Consider the following 17,515-nt stretch of genomic DNA (forward strand, 5'->3'; position numbering starts at 1 on the left):
CGCGGCATCATCGGGATTCTCCGAAGTTTCTTCCAAGATTCTTCGCCGGGACCGATGAGTTCCGGCGATCCCGCAGGTCACCCCTCGTAGAAGTACGGATCCGAGGGGCGGGTCCGCAGGAGGGACTGACGGACCATGGGACTTCCCGGCATCGTCACACGTGCGCAGTGGGCCGCCGCGCGCGAGGAACTGCTCGCCAAGGAGAAGGCACAGACCAGGGCGCGTGACGCGCTCAACGCCGAGCGGCGCCAGCTTCCGATGGTCGAGATCGACAAGGAGTATCTGTTCGATGGTTCCGACGGCAAGGCGACGCTCTTCGACCTCTTCGACGGAGACGCCCAACTGATCGTCTATCACTTCATGTTCGCCCCGGAGTGGGACGCGGGATGCCGCAGCTGCTCGGCCTTCCTCGACCAGATCGGGCATCTGGCCCACCTGCGGTCCCGCAGCACGAACTTCATCGCCGTCTCCCGCGCCCCGTTCACCAAGATCCTGCCCTTCAAGGCGCGGATGGGCTGGACGGTGCCGTGGTACTCCTCGCACGACAGCGACTTCAACCACGACTTCGACGCCACCGTCGGCGAGGGCGACGAGGCCCGCGAACAGCCCGGCCTCAGCTGCTTCCTGCGCGACGGCGACCGCGTCTTCCACACGTACTCGACGTACGACCGCGGCCTCGACTGGGTGGGCTCGTACTCCAGCCTCTTCGATCTCACCGCCCTCGGCAGGCAGGAGGAGTGGGAGGAGCCCAAGGGCCGCTCTACGGGGCTCGGGGCTCCGGCGGGCAGCCCCCGGCTGCGGTATCACGACGAGTACGAGATGTGAGGAACCGCCACAACTCGGTGTCAGGTGCGTCACGTTGCGAGTCCTTTCCATCCCTCGGTGCGTTCTACTGCGAAAGAGTCCATGAGGACTTTCCACGGGGGAGCAGTAAGGACGATGATGAACAGCCGAGTGGTACTTGAACGCTTTCCGGCAGGCGGGCCGCGAGGATCGTGGCCCGCGGAGCAGTTCGCGGAGGCCCGCCGTATGGAGGGGCAGCAGGCGGAGGTCGTGATGGACCTCGCCTCCGACGCCTTCCTGGTGATCGTGCGCGGGCCCGCGGCGACCGCCGTGCCGGACCTGGCCGAGATAGCCGCCGCCGCGTAGACCCGGGCAGCCCCTTCCCTCAGCGCTCGGCGTGTCCGTTCGGTGAGGGGACCTTGGCCGTGAACTGGTCGGCCTGCAGGGCGTAGAGCTCCGCATAGACACCACCTGTGCGCAGGAGGTCGTCCGGCGTGCCCGATTCCACCAGGCGACCTCCCTCCAGGACGTGGACGAGGTCCGCGTGGCGCACCGACGCCAGGCGGTGCGTGATGAGGATGACGGTCTGGCCCGTCCCGGCCAGGGCCCGGATCTTCTCGAAGACCTCCAGTTCGGCGCGGGCGTCGAGCGCCGCCGTCGGCTCGTCCACGATGAGGATGCTGCCGCGCCGGTAGGCGGCACGCGCGATGCCCAGGCGCTGCCACTGACCGCCCGACAGCTCGTGCCCGCCGGTGAACGCGCGGGCAAGGAGCGTGTCGAGCCCGCGCGGCAGATCCGCCACGACGTCCCCGGCACCCGCCTCGCCGACCGAGGTGCCGATCCGGTCGTCCGTGAGCGGCACCGACGACCGGCCGATCGCGATGTTCACGCGCGCCGTGAACGGCCAGCGCTTGAAGTCCTGCGCCACCATCGCGATGCGCTCCGCCAGTTGATGCCGGTCCGCGGTCGCCGCGTCGACGTCGTCCCACAGGATCCGGCCGTCCTTCGGCGCGTACAGGCCCGCGAGCAGCTTCACCAGCGTGGTCTTGCCGGAGCCGTTCTCGCCCACGAGGGCGACGATCTTCCCGGTGGGCAGGGAGAGCGAGATGTCGCTGAGCGCGTCCCTGCCCGAGGTGCCCGGATAGCGGAAGGTGACGTTCTCGAACCGTATCTCCCGCGGCTGCGCCGGGAGTTCGGCCCCGCCGACCGGAATCGCGCGCTGTGCCGCCTCCACGAAGAGCCGCTCCAGGTCGCCGACGAACATGGCGTCCTCGTGCAGGGAGTTGATCTCCACGACGAGGGTGTCGAGGCTGGCGGAGCCGGTGCGGATCGCGATGACGGCGGTACCCGCCACGGACAGCGCCATCGCCCCGGCGAGCAGCAGCCCGCCGAGCGTCGCGTACGTCACCACGGTGGCGACGCCCGTCCAGGCCGCCGCGATCAGGCCCGTACGGGCGGCGAGCCGCGCAAGGCGCGCCTGCTCCTCCTCCGCCGCCTCCGACATGGACCGGAAGTGCCGCAGCAGGAAGGGACCCACGCCGTGCACCCGGATCTCGGGGGCCGCGCCCGTGTCGGTGAGCAGGCTGCCGATGAGCCGCCCCGCGCGGGCGTGCTGCACCCATGCGTGGAAGGAGACGTAGCGGCGCCGGGCGATCGTCAGGGCGCCCCACGCGCTCGGCAGGGTCATCGTCGCCAGGAGCGGAAGCAGCAGCGGATGCAGGACGGTCAGCACGCTCGCCGCCGCGATCAGCGAGATCAGCGCGTTCACCACACGCGTGGCGATGCCGATCATGCGGCGGGCGGACGCGGCTCCGTACTGCGCGGTGTCGAGCAGCTTGTGGAACGCGTCGTCCTCGATGGCCGCGAGCTCCACCGCCGCGGCCTTCTCCAGATACTGCTCGGTGGCGACGCGTTCCACCTTCGGTTCGAGCCGGCCCGTCGCGTACGTCGACACGGCGCGCAGCAGCGTGGCCAGGAACAGTACGCACGCCACCGTCACCAGGGCGGGCGCCGCTCCGCGCAGCCGGTCGGCCACCGGCGCCTCGGTCATCAGATGTCCCAGCACGCCGTTCACCGCGAGGAGGCTCACCGCTCTGGCGAGCCCGCGGCCCACCTCGGCGCTGATGACGATGCGCGCCGCCCGCAGGTCGGCCTGCCGGGCGAGCCGGAAGCTGGCGGCGAGCAGCGCGGGCAGCCGCTTCAGCATGGACCGGAACCCCAGCTGGAGGAAGGCCTCCTCGTACTGGGCCCATCCGGTGTCGTAGCGCAGGGGCCCGCCGAAGAGCAGCGCCTCGGAATCCGAAGTCCCGTCCTGTGCGCGGGTGTTGCCCTGATCCCCGTTGTCGCTCTGCTTTTCGCTGTAGTTCTGCTTGTCGTCCGTCTGCTTCTCCTTCTGCGTTTGGCGTACGTCCGGTGCGGGCTTGCAACCCCGGGCAACTGTTGCCGGTTCGCCCGGGCCGCAGTGCCATACCCCATGCAGGCAACTCCGCACCCGTGCAGGCAAAGGAGTTATTCCGTGAGCGGCACTCTCCGGACACCTCAAGTCCCGTACGAGCACGGCCTCGACGGCCCCGCGCTGCTTGACGCGTACCGCACGATGCGCACGATCCGTGACTTCGAGGAGCGGCTCCACGAGGAGTTCGCGACCGGCGACATCCCCGGCTTCGTCCACCTCTACGCAGGCGAAGAGGCGTCGGCCACCGGTGTGTGCGCCCATCTCGACGACGACCGGGACGTCATCGCCTCCACGCACCGGGGCCACGGCCACTGCATCGCCAAGCACGTCGACGTGAAGTCGATGACGGCCGAGATCTACGGGCGCACGACCGGGGCGTGCCACGGCAAGGGCGGCTCCATGCACCTCGCCGACCTCTCCAGGGGCATGCTCGGCGCCAACGGCATCGTCGGCGGCGGGCCACCCCTGATCTGCGGCGCCGCGCTCGCCGCGAAGGTGCGCGGGGACGGCGGCGTCGGTGTGGCCTTCTTCGGCGACGGCGGCAGCAATCAGGGCACCACCCTGGAATCCCTGAACCTCGCCTCCGTCTGGCACCTGCCCGCCGTCTTCGTCGCCGAGAACAACGGTTACGCGGAGGCCACTTCGGCCGAGTGGTCCGTGGGCGGCGGCTCCATCGCGGCCCGCGCCGCGGCCTTCGGGATGCCCGGCGTCACCGTCGACGGCTTCGACTTCTTCGCGGTGCACGAGGCGGCGGGCGAAGCGGTCGAGCGGGCGCGTGCCGGGGGCGGTCCCACCCTGATCGAGGTGCGGCTCACCCGCTACTACGGGCATTTCGAGGGCGACCAGCAGAAATACCGGGCGGACGAGGTGCGCCGCGCCCGCGACGAACTCGACTGCCTCAAGCGCTTCCGGGAGCGGGTCGCCGGCGAACTCACGGTGGCGCAGCTCGACGCGGTCGACGCCGAGGTGGCCCGGCTGATCGACGAGGCCGTGTCCGAGGCGCAGGCCGCGCCCCTGCCGACCCGGGCGGACCTGGAGACCGACGTCTACATCTCGTACGCCTGACTCGTACGCCTGACTCGTACGTCTGAGAGGAGCCGATCGTGGCACGCAGCATCAGCTATCGCGAGGCGCTCGGTGAAGCACTGGCGCAGGAGATGGAGCGCGACCCCTCGGTCGTCGTCATGGGCGAGGACAACGCGGGCGGCGCGGGAGCACCCGGCGAATCCGACGCATGGGGCGGGGTGCTCGGCGTGACGAAGGGGCTCTATCCGCGCTTCCCCGGCCGGGTCCTGGACACGCCCATCTCGGAGTCGGCGTTCATCGGCGCGGCGATCGGCGCCGCTACGCGCGGACTGCGGCCGGTTGCCGAGCTCATGTTCATCGACTTCATGGGCGTGTGCTTCGACCAGATCTTCAACCAGGCCGCGAAATTCCGGTACATGTTCGGCGGCAAGGCCGTCACCCCCGTCGTCATCCGCACCATGTACGGGGCCGGACTGCGGGCGGCGGCCCAGCACTCGCAGGCCATGTATCCGGCGTTCACGGCCGTGCCCGGACTGAAGGTCGTCCTGCCGTCGTCCCCGTACGACGCGAAGGGACTGCTGATCCAGGCAATCAGGGACGACGACCCGGTGATCTTCTGCGAGCACAAGGCGATGTACGACGTGGTGGGCGAGGTCCCCGCCGAGAGCTACACGATCCCCTTCGGCGAGGCGGCCATCGTGCGCGAGGGCCGGGACGTGACGATCGTGGCCATCGGCCGCATGGTGACCGTCGCGTCCGAAGCGGCGGCCGACCTGGCATCGGCCGGCCTGAGCTGCGAGATCATCGACCCCCGTACGACCAGTCCGCTGGACGCCGACACGATCCTGGAGAGCGTCGCGGCGACCGGGCGCCTGGTCGTGGTCGACGAGGCGGGGCCGCGCTGCGGGATGGCGGCCGACATCTCGGCGCTCGTCGCGCGCGAGGCGTTCGGGGCGCTGCGGGCGCCGATCGAGACGGTCACCGCGCCGCATACGCCGGTGCCGTTCAGCCCGGCGCTCGAAGACCTCTACATACCGGACGCCGCGCGGGTCGCCGCCGCGGTGAAGTCGGTCGTCGACTGGAAGCCGTGAGGTGCCTGTGAGCACGTCGTTCGTCGAGCGGGTCACCATGCCCAAATGGGGCCTGTCCATGGAGACCGGAAAGATCACCGAGTGGATCGCGCAGGAGGGCGACGAGGTGGCGGAGGGCGACGATCTTGCCGAGATCGACACCGACAAGATCGCGGGCACCCTTGAGGCGCCGCGGGGCGGTGTGCTGCGGCGGATCGTCGCGGAGGCGGGCGGTGAGGCCCCCGTCGGCTGCGTCATCGCGGTCATCGCCGGGCCGGACGTCCCGGAGGACGAGATCGAGCGGGCGGCCGCCGAGGCACGCGAACAGCTGGCGCGCGGGGTGCCCGCCGAGGACGAGGGCAGCCCGGTCAGCGGTCTCGCGGAGGTGGGCGGCAGGGCCCTCGCGTATACGACGTCGGGGGGTGGCGCGGAAGAGATCGTCCTGGTGCACGGGTACGGCGGCGACAAGAACTCCTGGCTCTTCGTGCAGGAGCCGCTCGCGGTGCGGCACACGGTGTACGCCCTGGACCTGCCCGGTCACGGAGAGTCCAGCAAGGACGTGGGGGACGGCAGCCTGGCCTCCCTTGCCGCGGTCGTCACGGGCTTTCTCGACGCGCTCGGCATCGAGCGGGCACATCTGGTGGGGCATTCGCTGGGTGGCGCGGTGGCCACGGCGGTGGCGGCGGGGGTCCCGGAGCGGGTCCGCTCCCTGACGCTGATCGCGCCCGCGGGCTACGGCCCCGAGGTGGACGCCTCCTATCTGCGGGGCTTCGCGAAGGCGGGGACGCGGCGCGAGCTCCGTCCGCACCTGAGCAAGCTGTTCGCCGACGATGGTCTCGTGACGCGGCAGCTGGTGGAGGACCTGCTGAGGTACAAGCGCCTGGACGGCGTCGACGCGGCGCTGCGCACGCTCCTGCCGACGCTGGTGGCGCCGGGCGGCGGATCGGCCCTCGACCTGGCCTCCCTTCTGCCCGGGAGCGTGCGGACGGTTGCCGTGTGGGGCGCGCAGGATCAGGTGATCCCGGCGTCCAACGCCGCTTCCCTGGCGGGGAGGGGCGCCGTGCGCGTGCTCGTGCTCGACGGGGTGGGCCATATGGCGCAGCTGGAGGCGCCGGGGGAGATCGTCACGGCAGTGGAGGCTGCGGTGACGGGGTGAAGGGGGACGGGGCGGCGCCTGCGGGAGGGTGCCGCCCCGGACTCTCGTGCTGCCCTTCGTACGACCCGGATCTACTGCTGCCCTTCGTACGACCCGGATCTACGCGCGTACGGACCGCGACCACGCCGGCGTGGCGCCCGTGGCGCCGCACCAGGCCAGGTACAGGGGGATCGGCGGGGTGTAGGGGACCTCGCCCCCGGAGGGGCTGTGGATCAGGGAAGGGGCGCGGCGGGCGCCGGGGACCACGGCTCCCGCGGCGTAGTACGCGGGGGACGGCCACTCCAGAGCGACGTCGGAGTCAGCCGGGACGATCCACCACCAGCGCGCCGCGTCCACGTCCTCGTACACGCAGCCCACGCGGGGCAGCCGCGCCATCAGCCGGGGACCGAACCGCGAAGGCACCGAGACCGCGTCACACCCCAGGGGCTGCGACATCCCCTCCGGGACGGCCAGTCGCGTCAGGGGCGGCTCGGAGGCGGCGGCGGTCCGCCTCCGTTCGAGGCGGACCAGCGTGTCCAGATCCAACAGCCGCCGCACCGTCACCGTGCTCACACGCCTCCTGCCCACGTCGTTCTCATGCCCGCACCCTCAGTCACGCCAAGCAGTCACGTCATGCCGTACTACGTCATGCGATACGTCATGCCCGCAGCTCCGCCCATACGGTGAGGCCGGCGCCGGGGCCCTCGTCACGCACGCCCCACGCGTTGCTCACCGCCTCGACGAGAAGCAGTCCCCTCCCGTGCTCATCGTCTGCGTCGGGCCCCTCCTGCGCGGGCCGCGGGACACCTGATCCGTATCCGTCGTCACGCACAGCTATGCGCAGGGTGCCGGGCCGGGTGCAGAGCTCGCAGACGATCCGGTGGCTCGCGGTGTGCACGATCGCGTTCGTGACCAGCTCGGACACCACGAGAGCGGCGGCGTCGCGGCAGTCCTCGCCGATTTCCCAGCCCAGGAGCTGGGCTTTTGCCAGCCGTCTGGCCTCTGCGGCGGAGCCCGGCCGTGGCACGAGCGCGAAGCTGACGCAGAGCTCGGAGCCGCCATCGGCCCACACGTCGGCATTAACGCCAACGGGGGCTTCGGCGGCAGCTGTGTGTAACGGCGCGGGCGGAGTCACGCCATCCACTATCGCCCCGCCGGGAACACCTTGGCAAGACCCACTCTGAAAAGTGCACAGTGGCGTGTTCCTTCGAGACGGCACGTGGCACACTGCTCGCAACGGCTCCAGGTGCGGAGTGAATTGGCATTACATGGAGTACGTGGAGGTAGGACGTGAGCGAACCGCGGTCCGCGCCGACCGTCGGCCAGGTCGTCCTAGGCCGTCGCTTGCAGGACCTGCGCGAGAGCGCGGGCCTCAAGCGGGAGGAGGCCGCGCGGATTCTCCGCGTGGCCCCCGCCACGGTCCGCCGCATGGAAATGGCCGAGGTCGCGCTGAAGATCCCGTATCTCCAGCTGCTCCTGAAGTCCTACGGAGTCGCCGACGACGAGGCCGACGCCTTCGTGACCCTCGCCGAGGAGGCGAACAAGCCGGGCTGGTGGCAGCGGTTCCACGACATCCTGCCGGGCTGGTTCAGCATGTACGTCAGCCTGGAGGGGGCGGCCAGCCTCATCAGGTCCTACGAACCGCACTTCGTGCCCGGCCTGCTGCAGACCGAGGAGTACGCACGTGGTGTGATGCGCTCCGGAGCGATCGGCCAGACCCGTCCCGAGGACATCGAGCGGTACGTGGCGCTGCGGATGGAGCGCCAGTCCCTGCTCAGCCGCGAGGACGCGCCACGGCTCTGGGTCGTGATGGACGAGACCGCCCTGCGCAGACCGGTGGGCGGCCCCGAGGTGATGCGAGAGCAGATCGACAAGCTGCTCGAAGCCGTCGAACTTCCTCATGTGACGCTGCAGATCGCGCCGTTCGCGGCGGGTCCGCACCCGGGCACGTTCGGACCGTTCGTGCTCTTCCGCTTCGCCATGGCGGAGCTGCCGGACATGGTCTACAGCGAGTACCTGACCGGCGCCGTCTATCTGGACGCGCGCACCGAGGTGGCGACCCACCTCGAGGTCATGGACCGCATGGCGGCGCAAGCCGCGACGGCACAACGCACAAAGGAGCTCCTCCGGGACCTCCGCAAGGAGCTGTGAATGGATCGACACCGAGCCGGTACGCGACCGGGGTCAAAGCCCGGAGCCGGGTCCCGCCCCGAGTCACGGGACGACTCCCGGATTTACAACGGCATGCCCGCACGTGACCTCGGCAGCGAGGGCTGGCACAAGCCGTGGAGCGGCGGCAACGGCGGCAACTGCCTGGAGGCCATGAAGCTGGCCGACGGCCGCGTCGCGGTCCGCCAGTCCGCCGATCCGGACGGCCCGGCGCTGATCTACACGCACGGTGAGATCACCGCGTTCATCCAGGGGGCGAAGGCCGGGGAGGCCGACTTCCTGCTTTCGTGAACCGCCTGTCATGAGTCTGTCGTGAGCCGTCGCCCGCCGGGGCGGCGGCTCACGGCCATGAGGTGGTGGTTCACAGCCATGACCACATCCTGCGCGGGGCGTCCACCAGACGGCTGACCGCGACGACGGGCAGCGGCGGCTGCTGCGCCCGGTCGCGCCCGAGGCGCAGCGCGTAGTAGATCTGCTCGACCGAGGGCGGCCCGACCGCGAGATTGCGCCGGACCGCCGACTGCGGCGAGCTCTGCCCGGTCCGCACGAGATACGCGGCCGCCATCGTCCCCGTACGTCCCACGCCCGCCCCGCAGTGCACGAACACCGGGCCCCGCGCGTCGCGCACCACGTCCAGGAAGCGCCGTACCTGGGCGGGCCGAGGCGTCTGGCCGTCGCGGATCGGCAGCCGTACGACGTCGAGCCCGGCGCGGCGCGGCCGGTCTAGCCGGGCCGCGCTCAGGCGCTCGGCGCGCAGATCGACCACGGTCGCGAAGTCCAGCTCCGCCAGGCGCCGGTACCCCTCGGCCGAGGGCGCGGCGCCCCGCCACACGTGGCCCGCGGTGTCCACGGGGCGGAAATGGTGGATGCCGGGGGCGTCGACGGTGTTGGCCGGGGCGCGGGAGGTGCTCCGCGCCCAGTCGCAGAGCACGAGGATGCCGAGGGTGCCGGTCGCCCAGAGCGCGAGATAGCCGAGCCCGCAGCACACGAGGACACGCAGACAGATGCGGCGCAGGCGGCGGGTGGGACCGGCGGTGGCCTCAGTGGGGGGCCCGGTGGGGGACACGGTCGGTGACGGGGTGGTCCGGGGAGCCGTCATGGGGGACCAAGGGTCGGGGACGGGGCGTGCCGGGAAGGGTAACGCGCCTGGGGTAAGGGCGAGTTGAGGCCGACCGGGGCTGTGCGGTCGGGTCTACTCGGGTTTACCCCGCGCGGCGGTGCCCGTACCGCCGAGCCGTTGCCCCGGGCCGGCATCGGCCAACGGTTTCAGTCGTCCCCGGACCCCGTGTCGCCGATGCCCGTCACCGTCAGCCGGGCCTTGTCCAGGCCCGTGTCCTCCAGGCAGCCGCGCAGGCGCATGCGGTCGTGCTCGGTGAGGGCGGGGCGTACCACCCCCGCGAACATGTCGTCGCCCAGCGGACCCAGCGTGGCGTGCCGCAGCGCCACGGAGGTGGAGTCGCGGCAGCGTTCCCAGAGCTGGCGGGCCGCGAGGGAGCGGCGCTCCGGGGTGGCGTCCCGGCCGCGCATGTCGATGTGCAGGAGCACGGAGGTCGCCGCCGCCTCGCTCCTGTCGCCCTCGCGGGTCTGGGTGAGCTCGGCCAGGCCCGCGACCGCGGCGCCGAGCAGCACGGCGCCGACCGCGCCAGCGGCCAGGGCCCGCCCCGCCCTGCGCCGGTCGAGCCGGGCGGCCACCGGGGGGAGATCCTCGAGGCCGGTGTCCGGCGGCGGGGCGGCGAGAACGGCGAGGCGCCCGGCGAGCCGGTGCTCGGCGGCGGGGCGCGCGGTCGCCGACGCGATGCGCTGGACCAGCCAGGCGAGACCGGAGAGGAGTGCTCCGGTCGCCATGAGCACGGGCACGAAGACGTATGTGTGCCCGGCGGGGTCGTCGTCCAGCCAGCGGAAGCGGGGCGCCCCCGCGCCGAGCCCCGGCTTCCCGAGCCCCGGACCCCCGGACCCCGGCTGCCCGGGCGCCGCGTCCTGACGCAGCCGCGCGAGGACGTCCTCCTGACGCCGGTCGGCGTCCCGCAACCGATCCTCGACGCGGGCGATGCGGCCGACGAGCGTGGCGCCGAGCAGCAGGATCTCGACGACCAGGAGCAACACCCCGCAGAGGATGGCCCGTTGCCACTGCCACCGGTAGAGGTAGACGACCAGATAGGCGGCGGCGCCCGCGGCTGCCGAACCGCCGAAGACGTACGCGAGACGCTTCATCGCGGCACCTCGGGCATGACGTCGTCGCCCGTGCGGTCAGGGCGCGTGTCTTCTTCCGGCTGTACGTCGCCGGTCGTGCCGTCGAGAGCCAGGCGGGAGCCCGGCTGGAAGCGCCGTACCGCGTCCGGTACGCCGACCACCGTGGGCAGCCCGAACTCCCTTGCCAGCAATGCCAGATGGGAGAGCGGGCTGCCGGTCTGGGCGATGAGACCGGCGAGCCCGGGCAGCAGAGGCGCGAGTGCCGGGTCGAGCGTGCGCACCACGAGCACCGCTTCGGGCGGCGGCGTCCCCGTGCCGTCCCACGCCATCCCGGCGGCCCGCCCGCCGGACACCCCCAGCCCGCCGCCGGTGCCACGCCGGGCGGACCGTTCCGCGACGACCGTGCCGCCCTCCGCGATCCGGAACGCGTCGGGCAGCGGTGCCGACACCGCACGTGGCAGCCGCTCCCCGACATCTCCGGGGGGCGGTCCGCCCGCGAGCGCGTCCATCAGCTCCGGCCACCGCAGCAGTCCCACCCGCCCTGCCGCGCCGAGCTCGCCCCGCACCCGGAGCCGCCGCGCCGCGTCCCTCACCAGGCGCACCTGTAACTCCTGCACCCAGCGGATACGCAGCCGCAGGGCTTCGCGGGGCGGGAGGCTCGCCGCGTCCGAGGGCCCGGTCGCAGGGGCCGCGGAGAGCTCGGGCAGCCGTACATCCCCCTCCAGACGCGGCGGAACCAGCGCGAGCACCGCCGGATGTGCCGCCACCACGCGGTGATCCGGAATGCCGAGTGCCCGCCCCTCGGCCAGCGCGTTCAGCGCCGCGCCCGCCGCCGTCGCCGTACGCGACCCGGGGAGCAGGGCGCCGCACAGCGCCTCCTGGGCGTGCAGGGAGACGAGGGCGGCGCGGGTCCAGCGGAGTGTGGCGGCGAGGTCGGACGACGGGAGTCCGGCGGGCGACGCGGTGCCCGCCAGGCTGCGGTCGATGTCCGCGGCGAGGTCGAGGGCGAGGCCGGGCAGGGCGGCGGTCAGCCGGCCGAGCCGCCAGGCAGCGGCGAGGCGGCGCTCGCCGGGCGCCGGGTTGAGCAGCGCGAGCCAGGGATGGCGGGGCGGGACGGCGCCGAGGAGCCGCAGGTCGGCCGCGGCACGCCCGCCGACCGCTGTGACCACGGGGTTCTTCCGCAGCGTGCGGCGTGCCGCGCCCGCGCCGATGTCGAGGGCCGCCGCGAGGCCCCGCGCCATCGGGGCGACCCACAAGTCCTCTTCGAGCGGCTGGAGTTGATGCGGCAGGGTCTCGGCGACCGGGCCCGGGCCGAGGAGCCGGGCGCCGCGCCGCGGCCGTGCGGCCATCGCCGTGACGGGGCGGCTCTGGAAGAGCCACAGGCGTCCGTCGCCGTCGAAGCCGAACTCGATGTCCTGCGGCCCGCCGAACACCTTCCGGGCGCGCCGGGCCAGGCGCGCGAGACGCAGCAGCTCGGTCGTCCCCAACAGCCGCTGTGCAGAAGGTTGTTCGGTGCGCAATAGCCGTCCGTGCGGGCTCAGGACGTAATTCGTCCCGGCCTGGGCGCCGCTGACGAGCGTGTCGGGGCCGCCGCGCACCGCGCTCACGAGCATGCGGTCGAGGCGTCCTTCGACGGGATCGGCGCCGAACAGCACTCCGCCGACGCGGGAGGCGAGCATCGGCTGGACCAGGACGGCCATCGCGGCGGGAGTGCTCACCTCGGCGGCGCTGTCGTCGGCCGTCCGATGCGCGGAGTGCAGGACAGCCGCGACCGCCGTACGGAAGTCGTCCCACCCGCGCACGTCAAGCACGGACGCGAACTGGCCTGCCAGCGAGGACTCCTGCGTGTCCTCCTGCGGTGACGAAGAACGGACGACGAGCGGCAGCGCGCCGTCGGCCGACAGCTCGCGCCAGGCGCCGTGCAGACCGTCGGGGGAGTCGCCGGCGCCGTGCGGGACGACGAAGCCGGGCAATACGGGGAGCCCGGCGCGGGCGGCGCGCGCGAGATGCGCGGCCTTGGAGCCGGTGAGGTGGGGGAGTGCGGCGTGCGGGTCGTCCAGCGGGACGAGCGGGAGGGGCGTTCCCTCGCCGCGACCGTCGCCGTACGTGTCGTCGAATGCGGGGCGTTCGTTGAGCGTCGTCATAGGGCACCCTCCAGGACCGGCCGCCAACAGGGGGGACGCGCGGAGACGGCCCTGCGCCTGACGGCGGAACGAAGGATCAGCAGCGGCGTTACGCGGTCATCGGGCGGTCGTACGGCCCGATCGGTGCCGCGAGCCGGGTCTCGCCCGTCAGCCACCGGTCCACCGCGGCGGCGGTCGCACGGCCCTCGGCGATGGCCCACACGATCAGGGACTGGCCGCGGCCCGCGTCGCCCGTCGCGAAGACGCCGGGCACGTTCGTCGTGAAGTCCGCGTCGCGGGTGAGGGTGCCGCGGTCGTCGACGTCGAGGCCGAGCTGGTCGACCAGGCCGCCGGGCGTACGGTCGGGCCCGGAGAAGCCGAGCGCGAGCAGCACGAGATCGGCGGGGAGGGTACGGGCGGTGCCGGGCCGGGGGCGGCGCTCCGCGTCGACCTCGGTCACGTGCAGGGCGCGTACCCTCCCCGCCGCGTCGCCGTCGAAGCGGAGCGTGGACGCGGCGAAGAGGCGTGCGTCGGCGTCCGCCGCGGGAGCGATGCGCAGCTCGTCCGCCTCCTCGTGCGCGGGGGAGAGCCGGTAGATCTTCGGGTACGTCGGCCAGGGCTCGGCCAGTTCGTCGCGCAGGTCACCGGGCCGCTCGTAGATGTCCAGCTGCGTGACGGATTCGGCGCCTTCGCGGACCGCCGTACCCAGGCAGTCCGCTCCGGTGTCCCCGCCGCCGACGATCACGACGTGCTTGCCGGCGGCGGACAGCGGGGAGGTGTCGAGGTCTCCCTCGCACACGCGGTTGGCGAACGGGAGGTACTCCATCGCCTGGTGGATACCGCGCAACTCCCTCCCCCGTACGTCCAGTTCACGCCAGGCGGTGGCGCCGACGGCGAGCACCACCGCGTCGTGCCGGTTCCGCAGCTCCGCGGCGCTGATGTCCCGCCCGACCGTGATGGACGTACGGAAGACCGTGCCCTCGTCCCGCATCTGCGCGAGGCGCCGCTCCAGGTGGTGCTTCTCCATCTTGAACGCGGGGATTCCGTAGCGCATGAGCCCGCCCGCGCGGTCGTCGCGCTCGTACACGGCGACGGTGTGACCGGCTCGCGTCAGCTGCTGGGCGGCGGCGAGTCCGGCCGGTCCCGAGCCGACGACGGCGACGGTCCTGCCCGAGTGCCGGTCCGGGGGGCGTGGCGGGTTGAGGCCGTCCTGCCAGGAGCGGTCGGCGATGGCCGCCTCGACGTTCTTGATGGTCACCGCGGGCTGGTTGATCGCGAGGACGCAGCCCGACTCGCAGGGGGCGGGGCAGAGGCGGCCGGTGAACTCGGGGAAGTTGTTCGTGGCGTGCAGCCGGTCCGCCGCCGCTCGCCAGTCGGCGCGCGAGACGAGTTCGTTCCAGTCGGGGATCAAGTTGCCCAGCGGGCAGGCGTCGTGGCAGAAGGGGATGCCGCAGTCCATGCAGCGGTCGGCCTGCTGCTCGACGAGGGGCAGCAGTGCGCCGGGGACGTACACCTCGTCCCAGTCCTTGACCCGTTCGCCGACGGACCGGCGCGGCCATTCCCGGCGGGCGGTGGTGAGGAAGCCTTTGGGGTCGGCCATGGCCGTCTCCCTCGGGTGCTCTCGCAGGCTTTCGGCCACTGTACGACGGGAGGGCGGGCGCGGCACGTCCGCGGGCCCGGGGGCTGGACGGAGTGGGGCTGGTCGGAGTGGGGCAGGTCAGGTCAGGGCGAGGATGAAGGACGCCGACGCCGCCAGCGAGGCTCCGACCCGGATGTGGTTCCACAGGGTCCATTCGCTGACGTACCTACGCCAGTGGTCCGCGCTCTGCGGTGCCTGCGCGTCGACCTTGGCGAGGGCGTCGTTGCGCGGGACGTTCGCGACGATGGTCACCCCGAACGAGCCGAAGAGGTACAGCGCGCTGCCGAGGAGGAGTTCGACGGTGGCGTCGTCGGGCCAGAGCACGAAGGTGACGACGGCGACGACCGCGCTGAGGCCCGCGGCGCCCATGAACACGGTCATGAACCCGGCGGTGAGCGCCTTGACGTTGATCGACTGCATCGCCGCGATGCCTTGCGCCGGGGGCAGCGCGGCCAGGGCGGGCATCACGAACGTCGAGAACGCGACGAACGCTCCGGCGACCAGGCCGCTGGCGAGCGCGCCCAGCACGACGAGCACGAAGTATGGTCCCTCGATCATGGCAACTCCCGCGTTGAGTAAGGCAGCCGTCAGGTGAGTGAGCCGCGATGATCCTCCATGGCGCGGCCTCGTACCACAAGTGAATTGCCTTCACCGGGCGCAAGGCCATGCGTGGGGCGCGCGGAGGCATGCGCGGGAGTCTGGGTGCGGGCTGCGGGCTGCGGGCTGCGGGACTCGCGGTTGCCGGCGGCCTTGTCCTCGGGCTCGGGCTCGGGGTGCCCGGCGCTCGGCCTCGGGGTGTTCGTCCCTCAGACGGCCACGCCCTTGCGCCCGGGGCCCTGCCAGGACCGGAGTACGGCCTCCACCGCCGGAGCGATCCGGCGGCGGGCCTCCCCTCGCGGGACGCCGCTCATGAGGAGACGGTCGTACGGCGTATCCGTGTGCCGGACGGCGGCCACCACCGCCGCCGTCACCGCGGAGGCGGACAGGGCCCGGCCCGCCGCGCTCCGGCCCACCCGCCCGCTGCCCCGCACCGACGCGTGCGCGGCGATCGCACGGGACCGCTCCTCGGGGCACGCGGGGAAGAGGCGGCGTATCTCGTGCGCGAAGGCCGTGGTGAAGCGCACGTCCTCGGCGGCCCGGCGCACCGCGTCCCGCGCCCGGCGGCGCGCCCGCGCCTCCGCGTCCGCGAGACACCGCGCCTCGGCCTGCGCGAGCGCCGCCTCTTCCACGAGAACGCCCTGGCGCTCGTACCGGCCCTGACGCCGGTTGAAGCGGACGACCACCGCCGAGAGCCCGCTCCCCTCGCGGGCCCGTCGGGTCAGCGCAGTGTCGCCGCGCGGCAGAAAGACGAGATGCCCCAGGTCGGCGCAGTCCAGGCAGCGCGGCTCGGCATCCTCCATGACCAGCAGGGAGAGCGGCCCGCCACGGCACTCCGCGCAGTGGCGGCGCTTGAGGGGCTGAATGGCGAGAAGTCCGCTTCGGGGGAGGGGAATTGGTGCCATAGAGAGTTCATTCCCCGGCTGACGGACGCGTACCGCTGTGGACGAGGGGCGGCCGTGCGGGGGTGACGGGAGGCTTCGGCCATCCACCCCTGCGCGGGGAGGCCCCTGACCCCGGCTCCTGTGATGGGAGGCCCCCTCCCGGCCCGGTGCCGGGAGGCCCCGCCACCCCGCCGGTAAGGCCATGCATCATGGGACGGGTGCGACTCCAAGCGATCACCTGGGACCGGCTCGCGGACACCCTTGCCGACCGGCTGCTCGGCCTGAAGACGGCCGACGCCGGTTCCTGGCCCCGTGTCGCCTTCGACGGGGCGCCGGCGGGCAGCCCCGGCGAGCTGGCCCGGAGCGTCGCCGAGGCGCTGCGAGTGCGCGGACGTTCCGCGCTCGTCGTCGGCACGGAAGGCTTCCTGCGCCCCGCCTCCCTGCGCCTCGAATACGGGCGCGAGGACGTGGAGGCGTACTACAGCGGCTGGTTCGACACCGGCGCGCTCTGGCGTGAGGTCTTCGGGCCGCTGGACCCCGGCGGCACGGGACGGGTCCTTCCGGACCTGTGGGACCCGGTCGCCGACCGCGCGACACGCAGCCCGTACGTGCAACTCCGGCCCGGCGCACTGCTGTTGCTGCACGGGCCGCTGCTGCTCGGCCACTGGTTCCCCTTCGATCTGACCGTCCACACGAGCCTCTCGCCGGGCGCCCTGCGGCGGCGTACGGCGGAGGGCGAGCGGTGGACGCTGCCCGCCTACGAGCGCTACGAGGCCGAGACGGACCCCGGTGCGGTCGCCGACGTGGTCGTGCGCGCGGACGATCCACGGCATCCGGCGTGGAGTGGTTGAACAAACCCCTTCTATATGCACGTGCATGTAGTTAGGGTCAGGGCATGGCAACGGCAGCGCTCCACTTCAGCGATTCGGTCCGCACCCTCCTCGACGGCAAGAACTTCGCCAGCGTCGCGACCCTCGGCCCCGGCGGCGCACCCCAGAACTCGGTGGTGTGGATCAAACGGGAGGGCGACACCGTCCTGTTCTCCTCCACCGCGCGGCGGCAGAAGGTCCGCAATCTCGAACGCGACCCGCGCATCAGCCTCTCGGTGTTCGACCTGGCCAACCCGTATACGTCCACAGAGATCCGGGGCGTCGCGGAAATCCTTCCCGACCCGCACAAGCGGCTCCCTCACGAGCTCTCGCACAAGTATCTCGGCATCGACCCGCCGGGGGAGAAGGACGAGGAGATCCGGGTGATCGTCAGGGTGATCCCGGAGAAGATCGTCGGCTTCTCCGCCTGAGGATTCACCGCCAGACCCCGGCTCCCCGTCTCTGCCTGCGGCCGACTCTCCGTTCATGCCTGCGGCCGGCTCCCCGTCCATGCCCGCGGCCGGCTCCCCGGAGTGCGGACCTCCGGGCGCCCGGCGAGAATGAAGGGCGCCGGG

Annotated in this window: 18 protein-coding genes; 9 read left to right on the forward strand and 9 right to left on the reverse strand. The window is 72.4% G+C overall.

Translation table 11 applies throughout. The annotated features are described in order from the left end of the window. Positions 1-135 precede the first annotated feature (135 nt). Together ACWFR3_RS17680 and ACWFR3_RS17685 are read left to right on the forward strand one after the other, a co-directional pair. Entirely contained in the window at positions 136-825 is a 690-nt protein-coding gene (locus ACWFR3_RS17680; protein ID WP_453735485.1) for a DUF899 domain-containing protein, read from the forward strand. A gap of 114 nt (positions 826-939) precedes the next feature. Then, positions 940-1,149: a hypothetical protein gene (locus ACWFR3_RS17685; RefSeq protein WP_453735486.1), complete on the forward strand. Its 210-nt coding sequence runs from the start codon at positions 940-942 to the stop codon at positions 1,147-1,149. 19 nt (positions 1,150-1,168) lie between these two features. On the opposite strand, the gene ACWFR3_RS17690 is transcribed toward ACWFR3_RS17685, so the two are convergent. After that, positions 1,169-3,070: an ABC transporter ATP-binding protein gene (locus ACWFR3_RS17690; protein ID WP_453735517.1), complete on the reverse strand. Its 1,902-nt coding sequence runs from the start codon at positions 3,068-3,070 to the stop codon at positions 1,169-1,171. 228 nt (positions 3,071-3,298) lie between these two features. Between ACWFR3_RS17690 and ACWFR3_RS17695 the strand changes: the two genes are divergently transcribed. Genes ACWFR3_RS17695 through ACWFR3_RS17705 form a run of 3 tightly spaced genes read left to right on the forward strand, consistent with a single transcriptional unit; the run spans position 3,299 to position 6,490 of the window. Next, positions 3,299-4,303: a thiamine pyrophosphate-dependent dehydrogenase E1 component subunit alpha gene (locus ACWFR3_RS17695; protein ID WP_453735487.1), complete on the forward strand. Its 1,005-nt coding sequence runs from the start codon at positions 3,299-3,301 to the stop codon at positions 4,301-4,303. Positions 4,304-4,341: 38 nt separating this feature from the next. Beyond that, positions 4,342-5,355 carry an alpha-ketoacid dehydrogenase subunit beta gene (locus ACWFR3_RS17700; protein ID WP_453735488.1) on the forward strand — a complete coding sequence of 338 codons (1,014 nt, stop codon included), beginning with the start codon at positions 4,342-4,344 and terminating at the stop codon, positions 5,353-5,355. Positions 5,356-5,362: 7 nt separating this feature from the next. Next, positions 5,363-6,490, forward strand: a complete 1,128-nt coding sequence (locus ACWFR3_RS17705) for an acetoin dehydrogenase dihydrolipoyllysine-residue acetyltransferase subunit (RefSeq protein ID WP_453735489.1) — start codon at positions 5,363-5,365, stop codon at positions 6,488-6,490. A gap of 99 nt (positions 6,491-6,589) precedes the next feature. On the opposite strand, the gene ACWFR3_RS17710 is transcribed toward ACWFR3_RS17705, so the two are convergent. Both ACWFR3_RS17710 and ACWFR3_RS17715 read right to left on the reverse strand, forming a co-directional pair. Then, positions 6,590-7,042: a hypothetical protein gene (locus tag ACWFR3_RS17710; RefSeq protein WP_453735490.1), complete on the reverse strand. Its 453-nt coding sequence runs from the start codon at positions 7,040-7,042 to the stop codon at positions 6,590-6,592. An 85-nt stretch (positions 7,043-7,127) separates the two neighbouring features. After that, on the reverse strand, positions 7,128-7,541 hold the full coding sequence (locus ACWFR3_RS17715; protein WP_453735491.1) for an ATP-binding protein: 414 nt from the start codon (positions 7,539-7,541) through the stop codon (positions 7,128-7,130). Positions 7,542-7,759: 218 nt separating this feature from the next. Here ACWFR3_RS17715 and ACWFR3_RS17720 point away from each other — a divergent pair, with 218 nt between their 5' ends. Together ACWFR3_RS17720 and ACWFR3_RS17725 are read left to right on the forward strand one after the other, a co-directional pair. Then, positions 7,760-8,620 carry a helix-turn-helix domain-containing protein gene (locus ACWFR3_RS17720; protein ID WP_453735492.1) on the forward strand — a complete coding sequence of 287 codons (861 nt, stop codon included), beginning with the start codon at positions 7,760-7,762 and terminating at the stop codon, positions 8,618-8,620. Between the two features lie 93 nt (positions 8,621-8,713). Then, positions 8,714-8,929 (forward strand): DUF397 domain-containing protein, encoded by a 216-nt coding sequence (locus ACWFR3_RS17725; protein ID WP_190083403.1) that lies wholly within the window; start codon positions 8,714-8,716, stop codon positions 8,927-8,929. 70 nt (positions 8,930-8,999) lie between these two features. On the opposite strand, the gene ACWFR3_RS17730 is transcribed toward ACWFR3_RS17725, so the two are convergent. The 6 genes from ACWFR3_RS17730 to ACWFR3_RS17755 form a co-directional block, all read right to left on the reverse strand. Continuing rightward, positions 9,000-9,737 carry a protein-tyrosine phosphatase family protein gene (locus tag ACWFR3_RS17730; protein WP_453735493.1) on the reverse strand — a complete coding sequence of 246 codons (738 nt, stop codon included), beginning with the start codon at positions 9,735-9,737 and terminating at the stop codon, positions 9,000-9,002. 167 nt (positions 9,738-9,904) lie between these two features. After that, a complete protein-coding gene (locus ACWFR3_RS17735; RefSeq protein ID WP_453735494.1) occupies positions 9,905-10,849 on the reverse strand; it encodes a hypothetical protein in 945 nt (314 codons plus the stop codon). After that, a complete protein-coding gene (locus ACWFR3_RS17740; RefSeq protein WP_453735495.1) occupies positions 10,846-12,972 on the reverse strand; it encodes a PEP/pyruvate-binding domain-containing protein in 2,127 nt (708 codons plus the stop codon). The genes ACWFR3_RS17735 and ACWFR3_RS17740 overlap by 4 nt, the downstream gene beginning before the upstream one ends. 88 nt (positions 12,973-13,060) lie before the next feature. Continuing rightward, complete coding sequence (locus ACWFR3_RS17745) at positions 13,061-14,551, reverse strand: glutamate synthase subunit beta (protein WP_453735496.1); 1,491 nt, start codon at positions 14,549-14,551, stop codon at positions 13,061-13,063. Positions 14,552-14,668: 117 nt separating this feature from the next. Beyond that, positions 14,669-15,148: an anthrone oxygenase family protein gene (locus ACWFR3_RS17750; protein ID WP_453735497.1), complete on the reverse strand. Its 480-nt coding sequence runs from the start codon at positions 15,146-15,148 to the stop codon at positions 14,669-14,671. Positions 15,149-15,396: 248 nt separating this feature from the next. Continuing rightward, complete coding sequence (locus ACWFR3_RS17755) at positions 15,397-16,092, reverse strand: DUF2293 domain-containing protein (RefSeq protein ID WP_453735498.1); 696 nt, start codon at positions 16,090-16,092, stop codon at positions 15,397-15,399. Positions 16,093-16,280: 188 nt separating this feature from the next. Here ACWFR3_RS17755 and ACWFR3_RS17760 point away from each other — a divergent pair, with 188 nt between their 5' ends. Both ACWFR3_RS17760 and ACWFR3_RS17765 read left to right on the forward strand, forming a co-directional pair. After that, a complete protein-coding gene (locus ACWFR3_RS17760; protein WP_453735499.1) occupies positions 16,281-16,922 on the forward strand; it encodes a uridine kinase in 642 nt (213 codons plus the stop codon). 44 nt (positions 16,923-16,966) lie between these two features. After that, positions 16,967-17,371 (forward strand): PPOX class F420-dependent oxidoreductase, encoded by a 405-nt coding sequence (locus tag ACWFR3_RS17765; protein ID WP_453735500.1) that lies wholly within the window; start codon positions 16,967-16,969, stop codon positions 17,369-17,371. Positions 17,372-17,515: the final 144 nt, after the last annotated feature.

This window comes from Streptomyces sp. NPDC055189 (assembly GCF_053606765.1).